Annotated in this window: 25 protein-coding genes and 1 pseudogene; 13 read left to right on the plus strand and 13 right to left on the minus strand. The window is 63.1% G+C overall.

What is annotated here, in order from left to right; all coding sequences use genetic code 11:
- Positions 1-24 precede the first annotated feature (24 nt).
- The gene (locus tag ABE528_RS23195; RefSeq protein ID WP_152956842.1) at positions 25-465 is read right to left on the minus strand and encodes a thioesterase family protein; all 441 of its coding nucleotides are present in this window, start codon (positions 463-465) and stop codon (positions 25-27) included.
- A 103-nt stretch (positions 466-568) separates the two neighbouring features.
- Between ABE528_RS23195 and ABE528_RS23200 the strand changes: the two genes are divergently transcribed.
- Both ABE528_RS23200 and ABE528_RS23205 read left to right on the plus strand, forming a co-directional pair.
- Positions 569-1,033, plus strand: coding sequence for a hypothetical protein (locus tag ABE528_RS23200; protein WP_346654162.1), 465 nt, complete (start codon positions 569-571; stop codon positions 1,031-1,033).
- A pseudogene (locus ABE528_RS23205) lies at positions 1,033-1,287 on the plus strand (type II toxin-antitoxin system mRNA interferase toxin, RelE/StbE family); the annotation flags it as partial. The gene ABE528_RS23200 and the pseudogene ABE528_RS23205, both read left to right, overlap by 1 nt.
- A gap of 75 nt (positions 1,288-1,362) precedes the next feature.
- Here ABE528_RS23205 and ABE528_RS23210 read toward each other — a convergent pair.
- On the minus strand, positions 1,363-2,910 hold the full coding sequence (locus ABE528_RS23210) for a phosphoenolpyruvate carboxykinase (protein ID WP_152956839.1): 1,548 nt from the start codon (positions 2,908-2,910) through the stop codon (positions 1,363-1,365).
- Positions 2,911-3,089: 179 nt separating this feature from the next.
- Positions 3,090-3,989 carry an Hsp33 family molecular chaperone HslO gene (gene hslO, locus ABE528_RS23215; RefSeq protein WP_346654163.1) on the minus strand — a complete coding sequence of 300 codons (900 nt, stop codon included), beginning with the start codon at positions 3,987-3,989 and terminating at the stop codon, positions 3,090-3,092.
- Positions 3,990-4,108: 119 nt separating this feature from the next.
- Here hslO and ABE528_RS23220 point away from each other — a divergent pair, with 119 nt between their 5' ends.
- Positions 4,109-4,903, plus strand: coding sequence for a phosphatase PAP2 family protein (locus ABE528_RS23220; RefSeq protein ID WP_346654164.1), 795 nt, complete (start codon positions 4,109-4,111; stop codon positions 4,901-4,903).
- A 114-nt stretch (positions 4,904-5,017) separates the two neighbouring features.
- Here the strand turns inward: ABE528_RS23220 and ABE528_RS23225 are convergent, their stop codons facing one another.
- Positions 5,018-5,419, minus strand: a complete 402-nt coding sequence (locus ABE528_RS23225) for a S4 domain-containing protein (protein ID WP_346654165.1) — start codon at positions 5,417-5,419, stop codon at positions 5,018-5,020.
- 109 nt (positions 5,420-5,528) lie between these two features.
- Here ABE528_RS23225 and ABE528_RS23230 point away from each other — a divergent pair, with 109 nt between their 5' ends.
- Together ABE528_RS23230 and rimK are read left to right on the plus strand one after the other, a co-directional pair.
- Positions 5,529-6,011 carry an ATP-dependent zinc protease gene (locus tag ABE528_RS23230; RefSeq protein WP_346654166.1) on the plus strand — a complete coding sequence of 161 codons (483 nt, stop codon included), beginning with the start codon at positions 5,529-5,531 and terminating at the stop codon, positions 6,009-6,011.
- Positions 6,008-6,913 (plus strand): 30S ribosomal protein S6--L-glutamate ligase, encoded by a 906-nt coding sequence (rimK, locus tag ABE528_RS23235; protein ID WP_015268602.1) that lies wholly within the window; start codon positions 6,008-6,010, stop codon positions 6,911-6,913. Before ABE528_RS23230 ends, rimK begins: the two co-directional genes overlap by 4 nt.
- 54 nt (positions 6,914-6,967) lie before the next feature.
- On the opposite strand, the gene ABE528_RS23240 is transcribed toward rimK, so the two are convergent.
- Together ABE528_RS23240 and ompR are read right to left on the minus strand one after the other, a co-directional pair.
- Entirely contained in the window at positions 6,968-8,281 is a 1,314-nt protein-coding gene (locus ABE528_RS23240) for an ATP-binding protein (RefSeq protein ID WP_103448591.1), read from the minus strand.
- A gap of 13 nt (positions 8,282-8,294) precedes the next feature.
- Positions 8,295-9,035, minus strand: coding sequence for a two-component system response regulator OmpR (gene ompR, locus ABE528_RS23245; protein WP_152956833.1), 741 nt, complete (start codon positions 9,033-9,035; stop codon positions 8,295-8,297).
- A 217-nt stretch (positions 9,036-9,252) separates the two neighbouring features.
- On the opposite strand from ompR, the gene ABE528_RS23250 reads away from it, so the two are divergent.
- The 4 genes from ABE528_RS23250 to ABE528_RS23265 all read left to right on the plus strand — a co-directional run bounded on the left by ABE528_RS23250 (position 9,253) and on the right by ABE528_RS23265 (position 14,333).
- Positions 9,253-11,577: a Tex family protein gene (locus ABE528_RS23250; protein WP_346654167.1), complete on the plus strand. Its 2,325-nt coding sequence runs from the start codon at positions 9,253-9,255 to the stop codon at positions 11,575-11,577.
- Entirely contained in the window at positions 11,577-11,960 is a 384-nt protein-coding gene (locus ABE528_RS23255; RefSeq protein ID WP_152956831.1) for a PaaI family thioesterase, read from the plus strand. The genes ABE528_RS23250 and ABE528_RS23255 overlap by 1 nt, the downstream gene beginning before the upstream one ends.
- 154 nt (positions 11,961-12,114) lie before the next feature.
- Complete coding sequence (gene gshA / locus ABE528_RS23260; RefSeq protein ID WP_346654168.1) at positions 12,115-13,692, plus strand: glutamate--cysteine ligase; 1,578 nt, start codon at positions 12,115-12,117, stop codon at positions 13,690-13,692.
- Positions 13,692-14,333: a TetR/AcrR family transcriptional regulator gene (locus tag ABE528_RS23265; RefSeq protein WP_346654169.1), complete on the plus strand. Its 642-nt coding sequence runs from the start codon at positions 13,692-13,694 to the stop codon at positions 14,331-14,333. The genes gshA and ABE528_RS23265 overlap by 1 nt, the downstream gene beginning before the upstream one ends.
- A 31-nt stretch (positions 14,334-14,364) precedes the next feature.
- Here ABE528_RS23265 and ABE528_RS23270 read toward each other — a convergent pair whose 3' ends face one another.
- The 7 genes from ABE528_RS23270 to ABE528_RS23300 all read right to left on the minus strand — a co-directional run bounded on the left by ABE528_RS23270 (position 14,365) and on the right by ABE528_RS23300 (position 20,841).
- Positions 14,365-14,580, minus strand: a complete 216-nt coding sequence (locus tag ABE528_RS23270; RefSeq protein ID WP_027595183.1) for a molybdopterin-binding protein — start codon at positions 14,578-14,580, stop codon at positions 14,365-14,367.
- 34 nt (positions 14,581-14,614) lie between these two features.
- On the minus strand, positions 14,615-15,427 hold the full coding sequence (gene ssuB / locus ABE528_RS23275; protein ID WP_152956828.1) for an aliphatic sulfonates ABC transporter ATP-binding protein: 813 nt from the start codon (positions 15,425-15,427) through the stop codon (positions 14,615-14,617).
- Positions 15,424-16,221: an aliphatic sulfonate ABC transporter permease SsuC gene (gene ssuC / locus ABE528_RS23280; protein ID WP_346654170.1), complete on the minus strand. Its 798-nt coding sequence runs from the start codon at positions 16,219-16,221 to the stop codon at positions 15,424-15,426. The genes ssuB and ssuC overlap by 4 nt, the downstream gene beginning before the upstream one ends.
- 10 nt (positions 16,222-16,231) lie before the next feature.
- Positions 16,232-17,380 (minus strand): FMNH2-dependent alkanesulfonate monooxygenase, encoded by a 1,149-nt coding sequence (gene ssuD, locus ABE528_RS23285; protein ID WP_152956826.1) that lies wholly within the window; start codon positions 17,378-17,380, stop codon positions 16,232-16,234.
- Between the two features lie 60 nt (positions 17,381-17,440).
- Positions 17,441-18,406, minus strand: coding sequence for a sulfonate ABC transporter substrate-binding protein (locus ABE528_RS23290; protein ID WP_152956825.1), 966 nt, complete (start codon positions 18,404-18,406; stop codon positions 17,441-17,443).
- Between the two features lie 282 nt (positions 18,407-18,688).
- Positions 18,689-19,327 (minus strand): peroxiredoxin, encoded by a 639-nt coding sequence (locus tag ABE528_RS23295; protein WP_261941943.1) that lies wholly within the window; start codon positions 19,325-19,327, stop codon positions 18,689-18,691.
- A gap of 164 nt (positions 19,328-19,491) precedes the next feature.
- The gene (locus ABE528_RS23300; RefSeq protein ID WP_346654171.1) at positions 19,492-20,841 is read right to left on the minus strand and encodes an OprD family outer membrane porin; all 1,350 of its coding nucleotides are present in this window, start codon (positions 20,839-20,841) and stop codon (positions 19,492-19,494) included.
- A gap of 499 nt (positions 20,842-21,340) precedes the next feature.
- Here ABE528_RS23300 and tauA point away from each other — a divergent pair, with 499 nt between their 5' ends.
- Genes tauA through tauD form a run of 4 tightly spaced genes read left to right on the plus strand, consistent with a single transcriptional unit; the run spans position 21,341 to position 24,844 of the window.
- Positions 21,341-22,312, plus strand: a complete 972-nt coding sequence (tauA, locus tag ABE528_RS23305) for a taurine ABC transporter substrate-binding protein (protein ID WP_152956822.1) — start codon at positions 21,341-21,343, stop codon at positions 22,310-22,312.
- 24 nt (positions 22,313-22,336) lie between these two features.
- A complete protein-coding gene (gene tauB / locus ABE528_RS23310; RefSeq protein WP_152956821.1) occupies positions 22,337-23,125 on the plus strand; it encodes a taurine ABC transporter ATP-binding subunit in 789 nt (262 codons plus the stop codon).
- Positions 23,122-23,961 (plus strand): taurine ABC transporter permease TauC, encoded by an 840-nt coding sequence (gene tauC, locus ABE528_RS23315; protein ID WP_152956820.1) that lies wholly within the window; start codon positions 23,122-23,124, stop codon positions 23,959-23,961. Before tauB ends, tauC begins: the two co-directional genes overlap by 4 nt.
- 49 nt (positions 23,962-24,010) lie before the next feature.
- Positions 24,011-24,844 (plus strand): taurine dioxygenase, encoded by an 834-nt coding sequence (gene tauD / locus ABE528_RS23320; protein WP_346654172.1) that lies wholly within the window; start codon positions 24,011-24,013, stop codon positions 24,842-24,844.
- Positions 24,845-24,970: the final 126 nt, after the last annotated feature.

Consider the following 24,970-nt stretch of genomic DNA (forward strand, 5'->3'; position numbering starts at 1 on the left):
CCTGCCCTCACCGGCAGGGCTTTTTCATGCCTGCGGATCGAGTTGCAGGCCGGCCAGGATCACCTGCAGTGCCTCGGGCAGCGGCACCGGCCTGCCACTGGCACGCTCGATGAACACCTGCACCACCGTCCCTGCTGCGCACGCATCGGTTTCCCCTGGGCGGTAGAGTGCCAGGCGGTACTCCACCGTGCTGCCTGCCAGCCGCATCACGCCCAACCCCACCTCCAGCACATCCGGGAAGCCCGGCAAAGCGAAGAAGTCTGCCGCCGAACTCACCACGAAAGCCGCCAGCTCGCCATCGCGCAGATCGACATCCGCCTGTTCGACAAGGAAGGCCTGGATGGCGGTTTCGAAGAAGCCATGCACGGTGGCGCCAGCGATGTGGCCGTTGACGTCGTTGTCCTGGGGGCGGGTGAGGATTGGGTGGAAGTGGGAGAAGGCCGTGCGGTTGGGGGATTCGGTCATGAGTTATCCACAATTGGTTACATCAGAGAGAAGCTTCCCACAACAAGTCAGGAAGGCCTATAGTCGCAATCAACTATAGATTGCATAGCATGGTGTATCCCCAATGAAATCGAGAATCACACCAGTGCCTACTCATCAGCTGGACCATGCACACCTTAGCCGAATGGCAGAATCAGGCCGAATCAATGCAACACATATTGTAGGGCAGCCCGGAGGCTGGGCTGTCCAGGTTGACGTCAACCATCAGGAACATGTGCTCATTGCTCAACGCAGTGGCAATGTCAGGCTGTTCAAGAAATTCGAAACCTTGGTGACCTACCTGCTCGACCTCGGCATTGACCATTTCCAGGTCGATGCGTCCACCTTCGACCCGGCCCAGCTGAGCACCTACCAACGTCCTGACCGTGCGCTGGCACTCAAACGAGTTCATGAGGCAGCAGCCTATGAAGGGTGGTTTTCCGAACAGGTCGAGGCAAGCCTCAAGGATGTATCCCCTGTGATCGAGGACGATGATGCGGAGCGGCAACTCGCTGTCTTGCGCGCCAACCTCAAAGCCAAGACTCGCTGATGCGACTGGTTTGGCGAGAAATGGCGCTTAAAGACCGTATTCGCATCATGGAGCACATTTCCGAGAACAATCCTGCAGCTGCCATAGTGTTGGACGAGACGTTCAGAGACAAGGCGAGGCGCGCCACTCTGGCACCCACGCTGTATAAGGCCGGCAGATACCCAGGCACGAGAGAAATTGTCGTAAGGTCGAATTATGTGATGATTTACCGAATCATGGATGACCGCATTGAGATCATACGCATCCTCCATGCACGGCAGCAGTGGCCGTGCCCCAGATACAAAAAAGCCGCCCGAATGGGCGGCTTTCTCGTTGCGGCTGGGCTCAGCTTACAGCTGTGGGCCAGCAGCCTTGATGGCGTCGGAAACTTCGAACTTCTTGAAGTTTTCGATGAACAGCTTGGCCAGGCCTTGGGCGGCCTCGTCGTAGGCAGCCTTGTCAGCCCAGTTGGTGCGCGGGTTGAGCAGCTCGGTTTCAACGCCTGGAACAGCCTTCGGCACGTCCAGGTTGATGATGTCCAGGTGCTCGGTTTCGGCACCGACCAGCGCGCCGCTCTGGATCGCAGCGATCACCGCACGGGTGGTCGGGATGCTGAAGCGCTTGCCAACGCCGTAGCCACCGCCAGTCCAGCCGGTGTTGACCAGGTAGACCTTGGAGCCGAAGGCGTTGATACGCTTGATCAGCAGCTCGGCGTACTCGCCAGCCGGGCGCGGGAAGAACGGTGCGCCGAAGCAGGTGGAGAAGGTCGACTTGATGCCGCCGCCCGAACCCATTTCGGTGGAACCGACCAGCGCGGTGTAACCGGACAGGAAGTGGTAGGCCGCCTGCTCGTTGTTCAGGATCGAAACCGGAGGCAGAACACCGGTCAGGTCGCAGGTCAGGAAGATAACGGCATTAGGCTCGCCGCCCAGGTTCGCTTCGGAACGCTTGGCAACGTGCTCCAGCGGGTAGGCCGCACGGCTGTTCTGGGTCAGGCTGACATCGGTGTAGTCGGCGTGCTTGTTGGCGTCGAGAACAACGTTTTCCAGCACGGCGCCATGCTTGATGGCTTTCCAGATGACCGGCTCGTTCTTCTCGGACAGGTCGATGCACTTGGCGTAGCAGCCGCCTTCCATGTTGAAGACAACGCCTTCGCCCCAACCGTGCTCGTCGTCACCGATCAGGTAACGGCTTTCGTCGGCCGACAGGGTGGTCTTGCCGGTGCCGGACAGGCCGAAGAACAGGGTCACATCGCCTTCTTCGCCGATGTTGGCAGCGCAGTGCATCGGCAGCACGTCGGCAGCCGGCAGCAGGAAGTTCTGCACCGAGAACATGGCTTTCTTCATTTCGCCGGCGTAGCGCATGCCAGCGATCAGCACTTTCTTCTGGGCGAAGTTGATGATCACGCAGCCGTCGGAGTTGGTGCCGTCACGCTCAGGCTCGCAAACGAAGTTGGCAACGTTGAGGATCTGCCACTGGTCGCGACCGGCCGGGTTGAACTGGCCTGGCTCCGGGTTGATGAACAGGCAACGACCGAACAGGTTCTGCCAGGCAGTCTGGGTGGTCATCTTCACCGGCAGGTAGTGCTCGGCAGCAGCCCCTACGTGAACGTAGGAAACGAAGTGATCCTGGGCGTTGTTGAACGCCTCGACGCGGTCCCACAGGGCATCGAACTTGTCAGCCGGGAACTTGCGGTTGATCGGGCCCCAGGCGATAGCGGCCTGGGTGGAAGGTTCTTCGACGATGAAACGGTCAGCCGGCGAGCGGCCAGTACGGTGGCCAGTTTCGACTACCAGTGCGCCGGTATCGGCCAGCACGCCTTCACCGCGTTGCAGCGCTTCTTCAACCAGCTTATCGACGCTCAGGTCGGTGTACACGGTGTTGTTGGCTTGCGTCATGAGATACCCCATCCGGCCCGAGGCCGAGTGCTCCAAACGTTTTGTAGTTGTCTCGAAAAAACTACTACAGCGAAAAAAGTGGCCGGATTATGCCAGAAACGCCCAAAAAAAGTAGGCCCCTCCTGTCAGAACTGCTCTTTTGCGCAATTCGACAGGAGATTCCCCTGAAATTAAACGTTTCAGTGGCGAGTTTCTGACGCCGCTTCCGTGCCGCCACCGGCAAACAGTTGCGCAACATCGCTGGCATCGAAGAAATAGCGCTGGTTACAGAACTGGCAATCGATCTCCACCGTGCCACCGCACTCCTCGACCAGCGCGTTTGCATCGTGCTCGCCCAAACTGACCAGCGCATTGCCGGAACGTTCGCGCGAGCAGCTGCACTTGAAGCGCAGCGGCTGGATGTCGAACAGGCGCACGGCGTCTTCGTGGTAGAGGCGGTGCAGCAGGGTTTCGTTGTCTTCCGACCACTCCTCGGGCTTGAGCGTCTTGGCCAGGGCAATCACGTGCTGCCAGCTGTCTTCGCGCTCCTCATCGTCCGGTTGGCGATCGCGCGGCAGTTGCTGCAACAGCAGGCCACGGGCCTTGCCGCCATCGGCGTTGAGCCAGAAGCGGGTGTTGAGCTGCTGCGACTGCACGAAGTAGTTGGTGAAGCACTCCGCCAGGTCGGCGCCGTCCAGCTCGACGGTGCCTTGGTAACGCTGGCCTTTGACCGGGTCGATGGTCAGGGTCAGGTGGCCGCCGGGCATCAACTGCTCCAGGGTGGCATCGGCCGGGATCTGCTCCGCCTCGTAGCGGGCCATGCCACGGATGTCGCGCTCGCCCGAACATTCGACCATCAGCAGCGGGATCGGCCCTTGGGAACGCGCCTGCAGAATCAGCAGGCCGTCGAACTTCAACGCGCCCACCAGCAAGGCGGTGGCGGCCATCAGTTCGCCAAGCAGTGCCTGCACCGGCTGCGGGTACTCATGACGAGCCAGCACCGCGGCGTAGCTGTCATCGAGAGACACCCACTCGCCGCGCACATCGCGCTCGTCGAAGATGAAACGTTGGGTGAAATCGGTATCAGGCAAATCGCTCATAGGTTTTGGCTATCTGAAAATGATGACAAAATGGTTACACCGGATGTCGAACTACTGCGATATCCCGTGGTAAAGCGCTCACAAGGCGCTCTGATTCCTGTTTGCAATAGAGGTATTCTATGGACAATCGACCACTGTTCCAAGCAAGGTGGTCCTTGGGGCCATTGGCAGCCTGTACGCTGCTTCCCATCGCTCTACTGTGTTTCTGGTTATGGCCTATTGGCCAGATCCTGTGCCTGACTTTCGACGAGTGGCTATTCCATAGCCTCAATACGCCACTGGCCGACCACACGGCCTGGCGCTACATCTGGACCGTCGGCAGCCTGCGCCCCTTCGACATCGTCGTCGGCCTGATCCTTCTGGCCGTGCTGATCCGTGGCAACTGGGTGTTCAAGGCCAGCCAGGTTCGCGAAGCCTTCTTTGGCTTTCTGGTCACGCTGCTCCTATTAGTGGTGATTCGCGCGCTGTTTTCCAAGTGGGTGGATGCAATGGGTTGGCAACATGACAGCCCGTCGATGGTGTTCGACCACGTGGTACACCTCAGCAGCTACTACCCGAACCTGGAAAAAGCCTGGGAACTGAAGGACCGTTCCAGTAACAGTTTCCCGGGTGATCATGCTTCGGTGCTGCTGATCTGGGCCTTGTTCATGAGCCTGTTCAGCCGCCGGCTGGTACAGCATCTGGTGGTCTGGAGCCTGGCGTTCCTGTTCATGATGCCGCGGCTGGTGGCCGGGGCGCACTGGGGGCAAGACGATTACATTGGCGGCCTGCTGATGGCGGTGCTGGCGTTGGGCTGGAGTTGCCATACGCCGCTGGCGGCCAAGGGCAGTGCCTTGCTGCTGCGCGGGACGGCGCCGTTGTTTGCGATCGCGGCCAAGCTACCGCTGGTCGGACGATTGGCAGTGATCCGCTAGATCCCTGGGGCTGCTGCGCAGCCCATCGCTGGCAAGCCAGCTCCCACAAGGTCATGCGTACGTCGATCAATGTGGGAGCTGGCTTGCCGGCGATGGGCCGCACAGCGGCCCCAGCTATTCGAAGCTCCCATGCAACTGGTGAATCTGCCGCCGCTGCTTCTTGGTCGGCCGGCCATCGGTAGTCACCCCCATCGCCCCTGCCTTGCGCATCTCGGCCGCCTGCTCACGGCGGCGTACACTCTCGTCAGTCTCTTCATACAGCGTCTGCGCCTCTGGCGCCCCGCGCCGCACCACCGACAGCGCCTTGACCACGACCGTGCGCTCGTCGAACCCGGTGCGCAACACGAACTCATCGCCCACCCGCGGCTCCTTGCCCGGCTTGCAGCGTTCGCCCCGGCAATGCACCTTGCCGCTCTCGATCGCCGCCTTGGCCAGCGCACGGGTCTTGTAGAACCGCGCCGCCCACAGCCATTTGTCCAGGCGGACCTTGTCGTCGTCCTCGGCTTTTTGTGCCATCTCGTTTCCTCGAATTCTGTCTTTCATCGAACTGTACTACCGTAACTGACGGATGCAAAAAGTCCCCGCCGTGCTTACAGTTCACCACCTTATCCGCAGGGTGTGCTTCGTGAAGAAATTTGACCATCTGACAGTGATCGGCCTGCGTGAGTGGGTGGCCCTGCCCGACCTCGGCGTGGCGGGCCTGCGCGCCAAGATCGACACCGGCGCCAGCACCTCCAGCCTGCATGCCACCGAAGTCGAGCCGTTCGAGCGTGACGGCCAGGCCTGGCTACGCTTCACCGCCCACCTTGGCTCGGTGGTGCAATTGCGCCACCGCCGCTGTGAAGCGCCGCTGGTGACCATGAAGACCATCAAGAGCTCCAACGGCCAGGCGCAGACCCGTTACGTGATCCGCACCACGCTGGCCCTGGGCGATGCGGTCTGGGAAGTAGAGTTCACCCTGGCCTGTCGCAAGAACATGCGTTATCGCCTGCTGCTGGGCTCCAAGGCGCTCATACATGGCCAGCTGGTGGTCAACCCCGGCTTGAAATACGTACAAGACAAACCGGCCTATCCGGCCACCCTCTCCCCTGTCACAGGTGCTGCATGAAGATCGCTGTGCTGTCGCGCAATCCGCGTCTGTATTCCACCCGCCGTCTGGTCGAAGCCGGTACCCAGCGGGGCCATGAAATGGTGGTGATCGACACCCTGCGGGCCTACATGAACATCGCCAGCCACAAGCCGCAGATCCACTACCGCGGCAAGCCGCTGGAGGGCTTCGATGCGGTGATCCCACGCATCGGCGCTTCAGTGACCTTCTATGGCTGCGCAGTGCTGCGCCAGTTCGAGATGATGGGCGTCTATCCGCTGAACGAATCGGTGGCCATCGCCCGCTCGCGTGACAAGCTGCGCTCGCTGCAATTGCTGTCGCGGCGCGGCATCGGCCTGCCAATCACCGGTTTCGCCCACTCGCCGGATGACATCCCCGACCTGATCCAGATGGTCAATGGCGCACCGCTGGTGATCAAGGTGCTGGAAGGTACCCAAGGCATCGGCGTGGTGCTGTGCGAGACAACCAAGGCTGCCGAGTCGGTGATCGAGGCGTTCATGGGCCTGAAGCAGAACATCATGGTTCAGGAGTACATCAAGGAGGCCGGCGGTGCGGATATCCGCTGCTTCGTGGTGGGCGACAAGGTGATCGCCTCGATGAAGCGCCAGGCCAAGCCGGGGGAGTTCCGCTCCAACCTGCACCGCGGCGGGGTGGCCAGCCTGATCAAGATCACCCCCGAAGAACGCATGACCGCCATTCGTGCCGCCAAGGTAATGGGGTTGAGCGTGGCGGGTGTGGATATCCTGCGCTCGAACCACGGGCCACTGGTGATGGAAGTGAACTCGTCGCCTGGGCTGGAAGGGATCGAAGTGACCACCGGCAAGAACGTGGCCGGGATGATCATCGAGCACCTGGAGAAGAATGGCGGGCCGAATCAGACCCGGACCAAGGGCAAGGGCTGATTCAAGCCTGTACCGGCCTCATCGTGGCTAAAGCCGCGATGAGGCCAGAGAACCTCAAACAGCATTACGCGGCAGCAACAGCCCCAATGGCAGCCTTACCCGCGCTTCGATCCCGCCACCTGAGCGGTTACGCAACTCGACATTGCCGCCATGCTGCGCCGCGATCCGTTTGACGATCGCCAAGCCCAGCCCGGTCCCCTTGCCGCCTCGGGCGCGGTCGCCGCGAATGAACGGGTTGAAGATGGTTTCCAGCTCCGATTCGTCGATCCCGGTACCCCGGTCCAGCACGCTGAGCACCACATACGGTGCGCTCTCGTCCCCCGACACATAGGCCGCCACCTCGACGCCCTTGCCCGCGTGATGCAGGGCATTGCCGATCAGGTTGCCAAGCATGCGCTTGAGCGAAACCCGGCGCAGCGGGAACGGCGGAATCGGCTCCAGGCACAGGCGCACACGCTCTTCCGGCTGGTTATAGGGCGCCACCACTTCGCGCACCAGGTCGGCCAGGTCGACTTCCTCGACCGGCTCGTCCCGCCCATCGCGAATGAACGCGAGGAACTGGTCGAGAATCGCGTCCATGTCCTCGATATCGCGGACCATGTCATCACTGAGTTCGTTATCGCTGTTCAGTAGCGACAGCGACAACCGCAGGCGCGTGAGCGGCGTACGCAGGTCATGGGATACCCCCGCCAGCATCAGCTCCCGCTCACGACCGGCCTGCTCGACATCTTCGGCCATCTGGTTGAAGGCGCGGTAAACCTCGGTCATCTCGCTGGGCGTGTCGCTGATTGGCAGGCGCACGCTGCGCCCCTGGCCTACCTGCCGGGCAGCGAACACCAGGCGCTTCAACGGCTGGTTGAGCTGACGCACGAAGATCCAAGCCGAGGCGGTGGACAACAGGCCGATGGCCAGGAACCAGCCCAGCACGTTCCAGATCTTCTGCCCACGCAGCGGGTGCGGGTACAACGGCACCTTCAGCCAGCCCGGGCCCAGGCTCGGTGCGTTCACCCACAGCGCAGGCGGCGCATGGATGCGCAAGCGTACCTCGGTATCTTCACCCAGCTCGGCCTGCATCTGCCGCTGGTAGATCTCGCTGTAAGGCCAGTGCTGCTCACCCTCCGGCACGCCGGAACCGGTGACCCGGATCAGCCCGGCAGCTTCGGCGATCTTGTCGCGGTTTTCTTCATCCGCCGCCCAATAGGCGCGCAGGGTCAACGCCACACCGTGGCTGTACTGCCGATCAACCAGCACGTCCTCGTTCATCAGCAGGTAGACCAGCGTCAGTGCCTTGGAGAACAGGACTACGATCAGCACCAGCCACAGGGTGCGGGCAAAGAAGCTTTGCGGGAACCAGAGCGGCGTTTTCATTGACGGCGAAGCATCATTTGCCGGCGTTTCCGTCTGGAACGAACACGTAGCCGACGCCCCACACCGTCTGGATGTAGCGTGGCTTGGACGGGTCCGGCTCGATCATGCGGCGCAGACGCGAGATCTGCACGTCGATGGAGCGCTCAAGCGCGTCCCACTCGCGGCCACGGGCCAGGTTCATCAGCTTGTCGCGGGTCAGCGGCTCACGGGCGTGCATCACCAGCGCCTTGAGCACGGCGAACTCGCCAGTGGTGAGCATGTGCACTTCGTCGCCACGCTTGAGTTCGCGAGTAGCCAGCGAAAGCTCGTAGTCGCCAAAGGTGACCGACTCGTCCTCGCTGCCCGGGGCACCCGGCACACTCGGCGACTGACGGCGCAGCACGGCCTTGACCCGCGCCATCAGCTCGTCCGGGTTGAACGGCTTGCCCAGGTAGTCGTCAGCGCCCAGTTCCAGGCCCTTGATGCGGCTGAGCTCATCACCCTTGGCGGTGAGCATGATGATCGGGATCTGGTTGTTCGACTGGCGCAGGCGCTTGCAGGCGGACAGGCCGTCTTCGCCTGGCAGCATCAGGTCGAGCACCACCAGGTTGAACACTTCGCGTGCAAGCAGGCGGTCCATCTGTTCGGTGTTGGGCACCGCACGGGCGCGGTAGCCCTTGCTGGTGAAGAAACGTTCCAGCAGGCTGCTGAGCCCCGGATCGTCGTCGACGATGAGAATCTTGTCACCTTCAGCGGTGTTTGCGGTGCCGGTCATGAATAACTCCTCTGATATCGCCGCGCATTATGGCGTAGCCATTGCTGCACGTTGCGTGAGCATTGTTAGCAGATTTTTCCCCGGGCGCCAGTTCCGGCTGGCCGGGCGCCATCACCGCAAGCCGTTTGCGATGGGTATAATGCGCGCCTTTCATCCAGCGCCACCGGGCCCAAGGCCCGCCGGCGACCCCCCTATTCACAAATGTCAGGTGGTTTACATGGACAGCATCAACAGCCGTATCGCCGAGGAACTGGGCGTACGCCCCCAGCAGGTCGAGGCGGCCGTGGGCCTGTTGGACGAAGGCTCCACCGTGCCTTTCATCGCCCGTTACCGCAAGGAAGTGACCGGTAGCCTCGACGACACCCAGCTGCGCCATCTGGAAGAGCGCCTGCGCTACCTGCGCGAACTCGACGAGCGCCGCGCCAGCATCCTGTCCAGCATCGAGGAACAGGGCAAGCTGACCCCGGAACTGGCCCGCGAGATCAAGCTGGCCGACACCAAGACCCGCCTCGAAGACCTCTACCTGCCGTACAAGCAGAAGCGCCGCACCAAGGGCCAGATCGCCCTGGAAGCCGGCCTCGGCGCGCTGGCCGACAGCCTGTTCAACGACCCCAACCTGACCCCGGAAAGCGAAGCCGCACGCTTCGTCGATGGCGAAAAAGGTGTGGCCGATGTCAAGGCCGCGCTGGAAGGCGCCAAGTACATCCTCATGGAGCGCTTCGCCGAAGACGCCGCCCTGCTCGACAAGCTGCGCAGTTTCCTCAAGCAGGAAGCGGTGCTCAGCGCCCGCGTGGTGGCCGGCAAGGAAGAAGAAGGCGCCAAGTTCCGCGACTACTTCGCCCATGATGAACTGCTGCGCACGGCCCCTTCGCACCGCGCCCTGGCGATCTTCCGCGGGCGCAACGAAGGCGTGCTGAGCGCCTCGCTCAAGGTCGGCGAAGAACTGCCCGGCACCCTGCACCCGTGCGAGCTGATGATCAGCAACCACGTCGGCATCGAGAACCGCGGCCGCCCGGCCGACAAATGGTTGGGCGAAGTGGTGCGCTGGACCTGGAAGGTCAAGCTCTACACCCACCTGGAAACCGACCTGTTCGGCGAGCTGCGCGACAATGCCGAAGGCGAGGCAATCAACGTCTTCGCCCACAACCTGCACGACCTGCTGCTGGCCGCCCCGGCCGGCCCGCGCGCCACCCTGGGCTTCGACCCGGGCCTGCGCACCGGCTGCAAGATCGCCGTGGTCGATGCCACCGGCAAGCTGCTGGACTACACCACGGTGTACCCGCACGCACCGAAGAACGATTGGGACCGCACCATTTCCATCATGGCCGCCTTGTGCGCCAAGCACTCGGTGGAACTGATCGCCATCGGCAACGGCACCGCCAGCCGCGAGAGCGACAAGCTGGTGGCCGAGCTGGTCAAGAAGTACCCGGCACTGAAGATCACCAAGATCATGGTCTCCGAGGCAGGCGCTTCGGTGTACTCGGCGTCTGAACTGGCCGCCCGCGAATTCCCGGACCTGGACGTGTCGATCCGTGGCGCCGTGTCGATCGCCCGCCGCCTGCAGGACCCATTGGCCGAACTGGTGAAGATCGACCCGAAATCCATCGGTGTCGGCCAGTACCAGCACGACGTGTCGCAAATCAAGCTGGCTCGCGGCCTGGACGCGGTGGTCGAGGACTGTGTGAACGCCGTCGGCGTCGACGTCAACACAGCTTCCGTGGCGCTGCTGACGCGTATTTCCGGCCTCAACGCGACCCTGGCCCAGAACATTGTCGCCCACCGCGACGCCAACGGCCCGTTCGCCACCCGTGCGGCGCTGAAAAAGGTCAGCCGCCTGGGCGAGAAGACCTTCGAACAGGCCGCCGGCTTCCTGCGCGTGATGAACGGCGACAACCCGCTCGACGCCTCCGCCGTGCACCCTGAGGCCTACCCGCTGGTGCAGCGCATCGCCGCCGACACCGACCGCGACATCCGCTCGCTGATCGGCGACAGTGGCTTCCTCAAGCGCCTGGACCCGAAGAAGTTCACCGACGAGACCTTCGGCCTGCCAACCGTCACCGACATCCTGCAGGAACTGGACAAGCCCGGCCGTGACCCACGCCCGGAGTTCAAGACCGCCACCTTCCAGGACGGCGTCGAGGACCTCAAGGACCTGGAGCCAGGCATGATCCTCGAAGGCGTGGTGACCAACGTCACCAACTTCGGTGCCTTCGTCGACATCGGCGTGCACCAGGACGGCCTGGTGCACATTTCGGCGCTGTCGGAGAAGTTCATCAAGGACCCACGCGAAGCGGTCAAGGCGGGCGACGTGGTCAAGGTCAAGGTCATGGAAGTGGACATCCCGCGCAAACGCGTCGGCCTGTCCATGCGCATGAGCGACACCCCTGGCGAAAAGGTCGAAGGCAACCGCGGCGGCAACCGTGGCAATGGCGGCAACCGTCAGCAGCAGGCGCCACGCCAGCGTGAAACCGCCACTGCAGCCCCAGCCAACAACGCCATGGCCTCGTTGTTCGCCAACGCCAAGCAGCTGAAGAAGAAGTGATGGATATTCCCAAGGACTTGGTCCAAAGCGCCTACAGCCAGCTCCTTGGCTGCCGCGTGCAACGCCTGGATACAGGCGTTGCCGAGGTGGCCCTGGCACTTGAGCCGCAGCTGCGCAACCGCGGCCAGAAGCTGCACGGCGGGGCGATCTTCAGCCTGGTGGACATCGCCATGGGCCTGGCCTGCTCGGCCAGCCACGGTTTCGATCAACAGAGCGTGACCATCGAATGCAAGATCAACTACATGCGCGCCATCAGCGACGGTGAAGTGCTGTGCACCGCCCGTGTGCTGCACGCCGGGCGCCGTACCCTGGTGGTCGACGCCGACGTAGTTCAAGGCGACAAACTGGTGGCGAAAGCGCAAGGAACCTTCGCGGTTCTCTAGCTCACCAAGGGGTATCTGCGGTATTTTTCGGCAGTGCGCTGGCACTGCCGGAACCGCGTAAACCAGGCGACAACGCCAGTTCCTTTTTTCCTACCCTTGTAGACCGTCATCTCTACCCCCATATTGGGGCGACTGACGCGTGAAGGAATACATCTTGAGCGACCTCCTCAACCGCCGCCTGAGCCTGCTCGGCGCCAATCTTCCCCTGCTCAAGCAGTGCCTGCACGGTATTGAGCGCGAATGCCTGCGCGTGACCGACGAAGGTCGCCTGGCCCAGACCCCGCACCCCGAAGCACTGGGATCGGCGCTGACCAACGAGCAGATCACCACCGACTATTCCGAGTCGCTGCTGGAGTTCATCACCCCGGCCCTGGCCGACCCGGCCAAGGTGCTCGAAAGCCTCGAACAGACCCACCGCTTTGTCTACAGCAAGCTTGGCGACGAATACCTGTGGAGCCCGTCGATGCCCTGCACGTTGCCGGCCGAGGAGGACATCCCGATCGCCGAGTACGGCACCTCGAACATCGGCAAGCTCAAGCACGTCTACCGCAAGGGCCTGGCCCTGCGTTACGGCCGCACCATGCAGTGCATCGCCGGCATTCATTACAACTTCTCGCTGCCCGAAGCGCTGTGGCCGTTGCTGCGCGATAGCGAAGGCAGCGAAGAAAGCGACCGCGACTTCCAGTCCTCGGCGTACATTGCGCTGATCCGCAACTTCCGCCGCTACAGCTGGCTGCTGATGTACCTGTTCGGCGCCTCGCCAGCACTGGACAAAGGCTTCCTGCGCGGCCGCCCGCACCAGCTGGAAGAGCTGGACGCCGAAACCCTCTACCTGCCGTATGCCACCAGCCTGCGCATGAGCGACCTGGGCTACCAGAGCAACGCCCAGGCCGGCCTCACGCCCTGCTACAACAACCTCGCCAGCTACACCGACAGCCTGCGCAAGGCGGTGGGCACGCCCTACCCGCCGTATGTCGAGGTCGGTACGCACGTGGATGGCGAGTGGGTGCAGCTGAACACCAACATCCTGCAGATCGAGAACGAGTACTACTCGAACATCCGCCCGAAACGCGTCACCTACACCGGCGAGCGGCCGATCCAGGCGCTGACCTCGCGCGGCGTGCAGTACGTCGAAGTGCGCTGCCTGGACATCAACCCGTTCCTGCCGGTGGGCATCGACCTGACCGAAGCGCGCTTCCTCGACGCCTTCCTGCTGTTCTGCGCCCTTGAAGAGAGCCCGCAGCTGGACAACGGCGAGTGCGGCCAGTGCACCAGCAACTTCCTCACCGTGGTCAAGGAAGGCCGCCGCCCAGGCCTGGAGCTGCACCGCAACGGCCAGCCCATCGCCCTGCGCGAATGGGCCACCGAGCTGATCAGCCGCATCGGCCAGTTGGCGGAGTTGCTCGACCGCGCCCAGGGTGGCAACGAACACGCCAAGGCCCTGGCCACCCAGCAGGCCAAGGTCGATGACGCCTCGTTGACCCCGTCGGCCCAGGTGCTGGCACGCATGACCGAGCATGACGAAACCTTCGTCCAGTTCTCCCTGCGCCAGAGCCGCCTGCACGCCGAGACCTTCCGCGAGCAGCCACTGTCGGCCGAGCAGCAACAGGCTTTCGAGACGTTGGCTCGCGAGTCGCTCGCCAAGCAGTCCGAGCTGGAGCAGGAGGAGGTCGGCGACTTCGACTTGTTCGTCGGCGCCTACCAGGCCAGCATCCTGGCGATCAGCAACTGATGAGCCGCACCGCCACCCCGCGCAAGCCTCGCGCCAGCAGCCAGGCCAGGATCGAAGCGATCCTGGCGGCCGCACGCGAGCTGCTGGCTGAACAAGGGGTGGCAGCGCTGTCGATCTACAGCGTGGCCGAGCGGGCGCAGATTCCACCGTCGTCGGTGTATCACTTCTTCGCCAGCGTCCCGGCCTTGCTGGAAGCGCTGACCGCCGATGTGCACCGGGCGTTTCGCGAGGCATTGAGTGCGCCGATCGACAGCAGCGCGTTTGCCACCTGGCACGAGCTGTCGCGGCTGATCGAACAACGCATGCTCGATATCTACAACGGGGATGCGGCGGCGCGGCAGTTGATCCTGGCCCAGCATGGGCTCAGCGAAGTGGTGCAGGCCGACCGGCAGCACGACATGGAGCTGGGCGAACTGATGCACAAGTTGTTCGACCAGCACTTCCACCTGCCGGTGATGCCGGCGGATGTGGATGTGTTCGCCTTGGCGATGGAACTGAGCGACCGGGTGTATGCGCGGTCGGTGCAGTTGCATGAAGCGATTACCCCGCGCATGGCCGAAGAAGGCAAGCGGGTGTTCGAGGCGTACCTGGGGCTTTATCTGCCGCCGTTTCTGGCAAAGCGTCCCAACCCGGTATTCTAGGGCCGCTCTGCGGCCCCAGTCACGAACCGCATCACAGCTTGGCGATGGACACTTCGGTCGATTTCACAAAGGCAATCACCTCACTGCCCACCTGAAGCTCCAGCTCACGCACGGAGCGGGTGGTGATCACCGAGGTGACGACACCCGAGGCAGTCTGCACGTCGATTTCCGACAGTACCGGGCCTTCGAGGATTTCTTTCACGGTGCCTTTGAACTGGTTACGGACGTTGATGGCTTTGATGGTCATGGCTTGATTCCTTCTCTTTGGCTTAGTGAGTCTTTCAATGCGCCCAACGCAGTTGCGTGGGCAAAGGGGCTACAGGGTCCGGCTCGGGCGGGATGCCCGGTACCGACAGAACACGGTTCAGCACTTCGCTTTCCAGCGCGGCCAAGCGGTGCGAACCACGCGCCCTTGGCCTTGCCAGGTCTACGGTGAGGTCCAGGCCGACTTCGCCATCCTCGATCAGGATTACCCGGTCAGCGACGGCCACCGCCTCGTTGACGTCGTGGGTCACCAGCAGCACGGTAAAACCGTGCTGACGCCACAGGCGTTCGATCAATTGCTGCATCTCGATGCGGGTCAGCGCATCCAGCGCCCCCAGCGGCTCATCCAGCAGCAGCAGGCGTGGTTGGTGAATCAAGGCGCGGGCCAGGGCCACGCGCTGCTTCTGGCCACCGGACAACGCCGCTGGCCATTCATTGGCGCGATCAGCCAGGCCGACCGCCTCCAACGCATCCAACGCGCGCTGGCGCCAGTTGCCACTGAGGCCCAGGCCGACGTTGTCGATCACCTTCTTCCAGGGCAGCAGGCGTGCCTCCTGGAACATCAGCCGCGTTTCCTCGCGGGCTTCGCTCAACGGGGCGGCACCGGCCAGCAACTGACCGGCAGTCGGCTGGTCGAGACCGGCCAGCAGGCGCAGCAAGGTGCTCTTGCCGCAACCGCTGCGACCGACGATGGCGACGAACTGGCCGGCCGGGATATGCAGGTCGATGCCTTTCAATACTTCACGTTGGCCGAAGGCCTTGCGCAGGCCGTTGGCGGCCAACGGGATGCCACGCAGCAGGCGTGGCGGCTGGTCCTTGAGCACGGTCATGCGCCCTCCTTCTTCGCTACCTGGTAGGCCGGGTGCCAGCGCAGCCACACCCGTTCCAGGCCGCGGGCGGCGAGGTCGGCGAGCTTGCCGAGCACGGCGTACAGGACGATGGCCAGCACCACCACGTCGGTCTGCAGGAATTCACGGGCGTTCATGGCCAGGTAACCGATGCCGGAGTTGGCCGAAATGGTCTCGGCGACGATCAGCGTCAGCCACATGAAACCCAGCGCGAAGCGCACACCGACCAGGATCGATGGCAGCGCACCGGGCAGGATCACCTGACGGAACAGGCCGAAGCCGGAAAGGCCGTAGCTGCGGGCCATCTCCACCAGTGCCGGGTCGACATTGCGGATACCGTGGTAGGTGTTCAGGTAGATCGGGAACAGCGTGCCCAGCGCGACCAGGAAGATCTTCGCCGACTCGTCGATACCGAACCACAGAATCACCAGCGGGATCAGCGCCAGGTGCGGCACGTTGCGGATCATCTGCACCGAGCTGTCGAGCAGGCGTTCGCCCCAGTTCGACAGGCCGGTGATGAAGCCCAGCAACAGGCCGATGCTGCCGCCGATCGCAAAGCCCAGCCCGGCCCGCCAGCCACTGATGGCCAGGTGGGTCCAGATTTCACCGCTGCGCACCAGCTCGACACCGGCGCTGACCACCGCGCTCGGCGCAGGCAGGATGCGGGTCGACAGCCAGCCGGCGCTGACCGCCAACTGCCAGACCGCCAGCAGCAGCACCGGCAGTGCCCACGGCGCCAGGCGCTGGCTCAAAGTGGTGGAGGTTGCACGACTCATGACCCGGCCCTCAGCTCTGCGCGACGGACTTGGGCAGGATGTCGTTGGCGACCATTTCGCCGAACGGGCTCACGTAGCCGCCAGCCTTGGCCTGCTCCGGGCGTTGCACATCAAGGTGCGGGAACAGCAGTTCGGCAACCCGATACGACTCTTCCAGGTGTGGATAACCGGAGAAGATGAAGGTATCGATACCCAGCTCGGCGTACTCCTTGACCCGTGCCGCCACGGTCGGGCCATCGCCGACCAGCGCGGTACCGGCACCGCCACGCACCAGGCCGACACCGGCCCAGAGGTTGGGGCTGACTTCCAGGTTGTCACGGTTACCCTTGTGCAGGGCTGCCATGCGCTGCTGGCCGACCGAGTCGAAACGGGCCAGCGAGGCCTGGGCACGGGCGATGGTGTCGTTGTCCAGGTGCGAGATCAGCTTGTCGGCGGCAGCCCAGGCTTCTTCGTTGGTTTCCCGCACGATCACGTGCAGGCGGATGCCGAAGCGGACTTCGCGGCCCTGGGCGGCGGCTTTCTCACGCACCTGGGCGATTTTCTCGGCAACGGCGCTCGGCGGCTCGCCCCAGGTCAGGTACAGCTCGACCTGCTCGGCGGCGAGGTCCTGGGCAGCCTCCGAAGAGCCACCGAAGTACAGCGGCGGGCGCGGCTGCTGGATGGGCGGATAGAGCAGTTTGGCGCCCTTTACCTGGATGTGCTTGCCGTCGTAGTCGACGGTCTCGCCTTCCAGCACCTTGCGCCAGATACGGGTGAACTCGACCGAGGCTTCGTAGCGCTCCTGATGGTTCAGGTGCAGGCCATCGCCGGCCAGTTCGTCCGGGTCGCCCCCGGTCACCAGGTTGAACAGCGCACGGCCATTGGACAGCCGATCGAGGGTTGCGGCCTGACGTGCGGCCACGGTCGGCGAAATGATGCCTGGGCGCAGGGCCACCAGGAACTTCAGGCGCTGGGTCACCGGAATCAGCGACGCGGCCACCAGCCAGGAGTCCTCGCAGGAACGCCCGGTAGGGATCAGCACGCCCCCGAAGCCCAGGCGGTCGGCGGCCTGGGCGATCTGCTGCAGGTAACCGTGATCGACCGCGCGGGCGCCGTCAGAGGTGCCCAGGTACTTGCCGTCACCGTGGGTAGGGAGGAACCAGAAAATGTTAAGGCTCATTGGAGTTGTCTCCTCAGGGGTGGCGAGGGCCAGGGCGGCGCCCCGGCGCAGGCGAATCAATCAAGGCGCAGTGGCGACCTTGGCCGGGGGTGTCCAGATCACGTCCTTGATGCTCAGCGGCTTGGGGATCAGCTTGAGCGCCTGGAAGGTGTCGGCGATCTTCTGTTGCGCGGCCACCACTTGCGGGGTGAGCGCCTGGGCACCGTAGCCTTGGCGTTTAACCGAGGTCAGGGTGATGTCGGCGGGCAGGCCGAGCAGTGGCGCGACCTGGTCGGTGACTTCCTGCGGGTTGGCCTGGGACCACTGGCCCACGGCGCGCACCTCGTCGATCAGGGTGCTGATCACCGCCGGGTGCTGGGTGGCGTAGGTGCGGGTAGCCAGGTAGAACTGGTGGTTGTCGACCAGGCCCTTGCCATCACGCAGGGTACGGGCCTGCAGCTGCTGCTCGGCGGCCGCCTGGTACGGGTCCCAGATCACCCAGGCATCGACGCTGCCACGCTCGAAGGCCGCGCGGGCATCTGCAGGCGGCAGGTAGACAGGCTGGATGTCGGTGTACTTGAGGCCGGCATCTTCCAGGGCGCGGACCAGCAGGTAGTGGACGTTGGAGCCTTTGTTGAGGGCGACTTTCTTGCCTTTGAGCTCTTTCACCGACTGGATCGGCGAGCCTTTGGGCACGAGGATGGCTTCGCTGTGCGGCGCTGGTGGCTCGTAGGCCACGTAGAGCAGGTCGGCACCAGCAGCCTGGGCGAACACGGGCGGGGTTTCGCCGGTGACGCCGAAGTCGATCGAACCGACGTTCAGCCCTTCAAGCAGCTGCGGGCCGCCTGGGAACTCGGTCCACTGCACTTGCACGCCCTGCTCGGCCAGGCGCTTCTCCAGCGTGCCCTTGGCCTTGAGCAGCACCAAGGTGCCGTATTTCTGGTAACCGATACGCAGGCTCTCGGCCTGGGCTTGGGTGATGGCGCCGAAGGACACAGCCGCCGCAAACAGGGCGACCAGACCACGACGCAAGAAGACTGTGCGCATGGCGCTCTCCTGTGCGATTGGGTTCGGGTTGCACCTGCTTGCCTCGTTGACGGGCGAGTAAGGTGGTGGAGCAATGGCTCGGCCGGTCAGTGGTGTCGGCGTTGCCTGGTGTTCTGTTGGAGTGACATTACCAGCCTGGCCATATATCTAGAAATCATATTTTTTCATTTGTTTATTCCATTCAAATCTATTTGATTGAGTGTTTCGCAGCCATAAAAAAAGGGCCGTCGAAACGGCCCGGAAATCCCTGCTATGGCTAAGAGCAATGCAACGAGGAATTCATCAACGATTCGGTTGCGGGGTCAGCCGCAAATAGGGTTTCACCGCCCGATAACCTTTCGGGAAGCGCTGCTTGATTTCGTCTTCGTCCTTCAGCGAAGGCACGATCACCACCTCGTCGCCGTCCTGCCAGTTACCTGGTGTGGCGACCTTGTGGTTGTCGGTGAGCTGCAGCGAGTCGATTACCCGCAAGATCTCATTGAAGTTGCGCCCGGTACTGGCCGGATAAGTAATGGTCAGGCGCACCTTCTTGTTCGGGTCGATGACGAACAGCGAGCGCACGGTGAGGGTGTCGCTGGCATTGGGGTGAATCAGGTCGTACAGGTCCGAGACCTTGCGGTCGGCGTCGGCAATGATCGGGAAGTTGACCACGGTGTTCTGGGTCTCGTTGATATCCTCGATCCATTTATGGTGCGAATCGACCGGGTCGACCGACAGGGCGATGGCCTTCACGCCGCGCTTGGCGAAGTCTTCCTTGAGCTTGGCGGTCAGGCCCAGTTCGGTGGTGCACACCGGGGTAAAGTCCGCCGGGTGGGAGAACAGCACACCCCAGCTGTTGCCCAGCCATTCGTGGAAGCGGATCTTGCCTTCACTGGATTCCTGCTCGAAGTCCGGGGCGATGTCGCCGAGTTTGAGGCTCATGGGGTGCGGCTCCTGTGCTGTGTTCTGGCGTTGTGGGTTCAATGTGCCTGCATTCGATGAGAAATAAAAAGAATAAATAATGATTTATTTATAACTTTTACGCATACGAAATCGCGGCCACAAAAAAGCCTCGCACTAGGCGAGGCTTTCTGTGTGGCTACGGCTTACAGGAAGCTGTAAGTGTAGTTCACGATGAAGCGAGCCTGATCCTGGTCGGCGCTGGCTTCGTTGCTACCGCCACGATAGACGCCCTGACGCAGGCTGAAGCCCAGGCCTTTGAGGGTGCCTTCCTGAATGGTGTAGTCAACGCGTGCGTCACGCTCCCACTCGTTGTAGGTGCCGTGGCCGCTCTTGTAGCGAATGTCGTCACCGCGCAGGTAGGCTACCGAAGCCTTCAGGCCCGGTACGCCCAGCGAGGCGAAGTCATACGAATACTGACCGAAGTTGGTGTTCTCGCCAGCACGGGCGAACTGGTTGATCATGCTGTCGGTGAACAGGTAGAAGCTGGAGCCACCAGCGCCTTCCGAAGTGCCGCTGTCGTTCACCAGGCTGCCCTGGTTCAGCCAGACGAAGCCACCGTCATCGCCAACTTGCTGGCGGCCGACCATGAACGCGTGGCCACCCAGGGTGTAGGTGAACATGGCGGACCAGGTCTTGTTGTCGACCTCGCCGGTGTTCTTGGCGTAGCCACCGTTGTTGTTGAAGTTGTAAGTGCTGTCGTTGCCGTTTTTACCGTCGCTGCTGCTGTCGAAGTAGCGCAGGTCGGTCTTGAACGATTGGTTGTCAGCGATCTTGAAGACGTGGGTCGCACCCAGGAAGTGTTGCTTGTAGAAGTCTTCCAGGTTCGAGTAGTAGTACTGCAGGGTCAGGTCTGGAGTGAGCTTGTAGTCCAGACCGCCATAGCGGAACTTGTTGCTTTCTGCAGTGGCGCCAGCAACGGACAGGCCGGTACGGTTGCTCGAAGCACGACCCATGGCGTGGGTCAGCTGACCGGCGTTGATGGTCAGGTTGTCGATTTCCTTCGACTGGATGGTGCCACCTTCGAAGGTCTGTGGCAGCAGACGACCATCGTTGGAGACCAGGATCGGCAGGTTCGGGGCGAGCGCGCTACCGAAGTGTGCTTCAGTCTTGGAGAAGCGAGCCTTGGCGTTGGCGCCGAAGCGAGCCCACTGGGCAGCTGCGCCCTTGCCGTCATCCGGGAAGAAGCCGGATTTGTGGTAACCCTCACCACCATCGAGGTGGATACCCCACAGCGCCTGAGCGTCAACACCGAAGCCTACGGTGCCAGGAGTGAAGCCCGAGATGTAGTCGAGCTTGAAGCCCTGACCCGATTCACGTTGGTCCGGACGCTCGAAGTTGGTGGAGCGGCTGGCGTGCGCGTCACGGTTGTCGTTGTTGAAGTACATGGTGCGCGAGCTCAGCGACAATTTGCTGTCTTCGACGAAACCGGCGGCACCTGCTGCTTGGGCGAAAACCCCCACTGCCACGGCCAGAGCCAGGCTGGACTTGTACATGTTCTGCTCCTCTACGTTCTAATTCTTGTGTATCTCTGGCGGCAGGGTCTGTTGCCCCGCTCAACCGTGGATGGGCGATTAGCCCCAAAGCGTGACCATTAAGTCAATCGTTTCTAAACGTTTCTAGACTTTGGTCTAACACGCCCCCTGCGCTACAGGATAATGACAATCCTATAAATCCAAAATGACCGTTTTATGAAATTGTAAGATTTTTAAGGAATATCGTAGGAACCTTTACTACGAAAAGTTGTATCGGCGCCGTCAATCATACCTTTAGGTTATTTGCAAACGTTTGCCGACCAACAGCAGGTGCCCCACCGTTACGAAGGAAAGAAAGACTAGCAGCGGATCGCTGTAGCGCTAGCCACCCATTCCGGCTATGGCCAGCGTTAAAGCATTTGGCTCCTAAGCTAATTCTAAAAAGTTATTTATTTTATATTTCTTAGATCATTTAGCCTTCTCGCCATCCAGTACATCACTGCCTGACGAGAGGTTCACCATGATCCCGCATGCTCCGCTGCGCCTGTTCGCTGCCCTGACCCTCGCCAGCGCCAGCTGGTTGGCCCAGGCCGCCGACCTGACCGTTGCCTACCAGACCACCGTCGACCCGGCCAAGGTGGCCCAGGTCGATGGCAACTACGAAAAAGCCAGCAAGGCCAGCATCGACTGGCGCAAGTTCGATAACGGCGCGGACGTGATCACCGCCGTGGCCAGCGGCGACGTGCAGATCGGCTACCTCGGCTCCAGCCCGCTGGCTGCCGCCGCCACCCGCAAACTGCCGGTCGAGACCTTCCTCATCGCCACCCAGATCGGTGCCGGCGAGGCGCTGGTCGCCCGTGACAACATCAAGACCCCACAGGACCTGATCGGCAAGAAAGTTGCCGTGCCGTTCGTTTCCACCGGCCACTACAGCCTGCTGGCCGCGCTGAAAAACTGGAACATCGACCCGTCCAAGGTGCAGATCCTCAACCTCGCACCACCGGCGATCATCGCCGCCTGGAAGCGCGGCGACATCGATGCCACCTACGTCTGGGACCCGGCCCTGGGCGTGGCCAAGGAAAACGGCAAGGTACTGATCACCTCGGGTGAGCTGGCCGAAAAAGGCGCACCGACCTTCGATGCCTGGATCGTGCGCAAGGACTTCGCCGCCAAGCACCCTGACGTGGTCAAGGCGTTCGCCAAGGTTACCCTCGACGCCTACGCCGACTACCGCAAGGACCCGCAAGCCTGGCTGGCCAACCCGGACAACGTCGCCAAGCTGGCCAAGCTGTCCGGCGCCAAGCCAACGGATATCCCGGTGCTGCTGCAGGGCAACGTCTACCCGCTGGCCGCCGACCAGGCCAAGGAACTGGGCGCGCCAACCACCCAGGCACTGACCGACACAGCCACCTTCCTCAAGCAGCAAGGCAAAGTCGACGCGGTGCTGCCGGACTACTCGCCGTACGTCAGCGCCCAGTACATCCCCAACTAAGACTGCAACCGCACGGAGCCTGCCATGGCCTTGCTCGAACTGGAGCGCATCAGCGCACAGTACCCCGGCGCCACCGCCCCGGTGCTGGCCGACATCAACCTGAGCCTGGGGCCACGCCAGCTGCTGGTGGCCCTGGGGCCATCCGGCAGTGGCAAGACCTCGCTGCTGAACCTGATCGCCGGCTTCGTCGCCCCGAGCAGTGGGCGCATCACCCTCGACGGCGTGCCGGTGCAAGGCCCCGGTGCCGAGCGTGGCGTGGTGTTCCAGGATGATGCCCTGCTGCCGTGGCAGAACGTGCTGGGCAACGTCGCCTTCGGCCTCGAACTGGCCGGTGTGCCTCGCGCCCAGCGTGAAGCCAAGGCCCGCGAGATGCTGGCCCTGGTCGACCTCGACGGCTTCGGCGAGCGGCGCATCTGGCAACTGTCAGGCGGCCAGAAACAGCGCGTAGGCCTGGCCCGGGCACTGGCTGCCAACCCACGGGTGCTGCTGATGGACGAACCGTTTGGCGCCCTCGACGCCTTCACCCGCGAACAGATGCAGGAGCTGCTGCTGCAAGTCTGGCAGCGCACCGCCAAACCGGTGTTCCTGATCACCCACGACATCGAGGAAGCGGTGTTCCTCGCCAGCGAGCTGGTGCTGCTGGCGCCTAACCCCGGCCGCGTGGTCGAGCGCCTGCAGCTGGACTTCGGTCAGCGTTACGCAGCTGGTGAATCGGCCCGGGCGATCAAGTCTGACCCACGCTTCATCGAAACCCGCGAGCATGTACTGGCCCGCGTGTTCTCCCAACGCCAAAGCCTGCAGGAGCGCGCATGAGCAGCCTGGATCTGCCGGTCGCCGGCAAACGCGACAATCAAACCCGGCCCACTCCCCAGGCCCGCCGCCCATTGTCTACCCGCTGGATCAGCAGCCTGACCCTGGCCAGCCTGCTGCTCGCCTGGTGGCTGGTGACGGCCGCAGGCTGGATCGAGCCGCTGTTCCTGCCTTCGCCCGGTGACATCCTGGCCAAGGCCTGGACCCTGCTCACCGAGGGCTACATGGACGCCAGCCTGTGGCAGCACCTGGGTGCCAGCCTGGGCCGCATCGGCCTGGCGCTGGCCGCCGCAACCCTGACCGCCATCCCGGTCGGCATCGCCATCGGCTACAACCGTGTGGCCCGAGGCATCCTCGACCCGCTGATCGAGTTCTACCGGCCAATCCCGCCGCTGGCCTACCTGCCACTGATCGTCATCTGGTGCGGCATCGGCGAGCTGTCCAAGGTGCTGCTGATCTACCTGGCGATCTTCGCCCCGATCGCCATCGCCACCGCCACCGGCGTGCGCACCGTCGACCCGGCCAAGCTGCGCGCGGCGCAATCGCTGGGCGCGACCAAGGCGCAGCTCATTCGCCACGTAATCCTGCCCAGTGCCCTGCCCGACATCCTGACCGGCGTGCGTATTGGCCTGGGGGTCGGCTGGTCGACCCTGGTCGCCGCCGAACTGATCGCCGCCACCAGCGGCCTGGGTTTCATGGTGCAGTCGGCGGCGCAGTTCCTGGTCACCGACGTGGTGGTACTGGGCATCCTGCTGATCGCCCTGATCGCCTTCGCCCTGGAGATGGGCCTGCGCGCCCTGCAACGCAAGCTGGTGCCTTGGCACGGCCAAAGCCACTGAATACCGACGGACCACGCCAGCAGCCTGGCGCCTGATTGAAGAGACCGACATGAGCCTGACCATCACTCCCCTCAGCCCGGCGCTCGGCGCGCAGATCAGCGGCGTGGACATCAGCCGCGACATCAGCGCCGAACAGCGCGATGCCATCGAGCAGGCGCTGCTCCAGCACCAGGTACTGTTCTTCCGCGACCAGCCGATCAACCCGGAGCAACAGGCACGTTTCGCCGCCCGTTTCGGCGACCTGCACATCCACCCGATCTACCCCAACGTGCCAGAGACGCCACAGGTGCTGATCCTCGACACGGCAGTCACTGACGTGCGCGACAACGCGGTGTGGCACACCGACGTGACCTTCCTGCCGACCCCGGCGCTGGGCGCGGTGCTCAGCGCCAAGCAGTTGCCGGCCTATGGCGGCGATACCTTGTGGGCCAGCGGCATCGCGGCGTTCGAAGCCTTGTCGGCGCCGCTGCGCGAAATGCTCGATGGCCTGACCGCCACCCATGACTTCACCAAGTCGTTCCCGCTGGAGCGTTTTGGCACCACGGCCGAAGACCTGGCCCGCTGGGAAGCGACCCGGCGCAACAACCCGCCGCTGTCGCACCCGGTGGTGCGCACGCATCCGGTGAGCGGGCGCAAGGCACTGTTCGTCAATGAAGGGTTCACCACACGCATCAATGAGCTGAGCGAACTGGAGAGCGAAGCGCTGCTGAAGCTGCTGTTCGCCCATGCGACGCGGCCGGAGTTCAGCATTCGCTGGCGCTGGCAGGAGAATGACGTGGCGTTCTGGGACAACCGCGTGACCCAGCATTTTGCGGTGGATGATTACCGGCCCAATCGGCGGGTGATGCACCGGGCGACCATCCTGGGGGATGCACCGTTCTGAGACTTCCTGCTCCGGCCTCGGCGCCGGCGCCCCCGCCCACGGGCCCGTACAGGTATAACCCGCCCCACTGCCGGAACTGCCTGTTGCCCTCCGACGGGGGGGGGAGTTGGGTGATGAGATGGTCCG

The sequence above is a fragment of the Pseudomonas sp. TWI628 genome (genome assembly GCF_039673865.1).
Taxonomy (GTDB): Bacteria; Pseudomonadota; Gammaproteobacteria; order Pseudomonadales; family Pseudomonadaceae; genus Aquipseudomonas.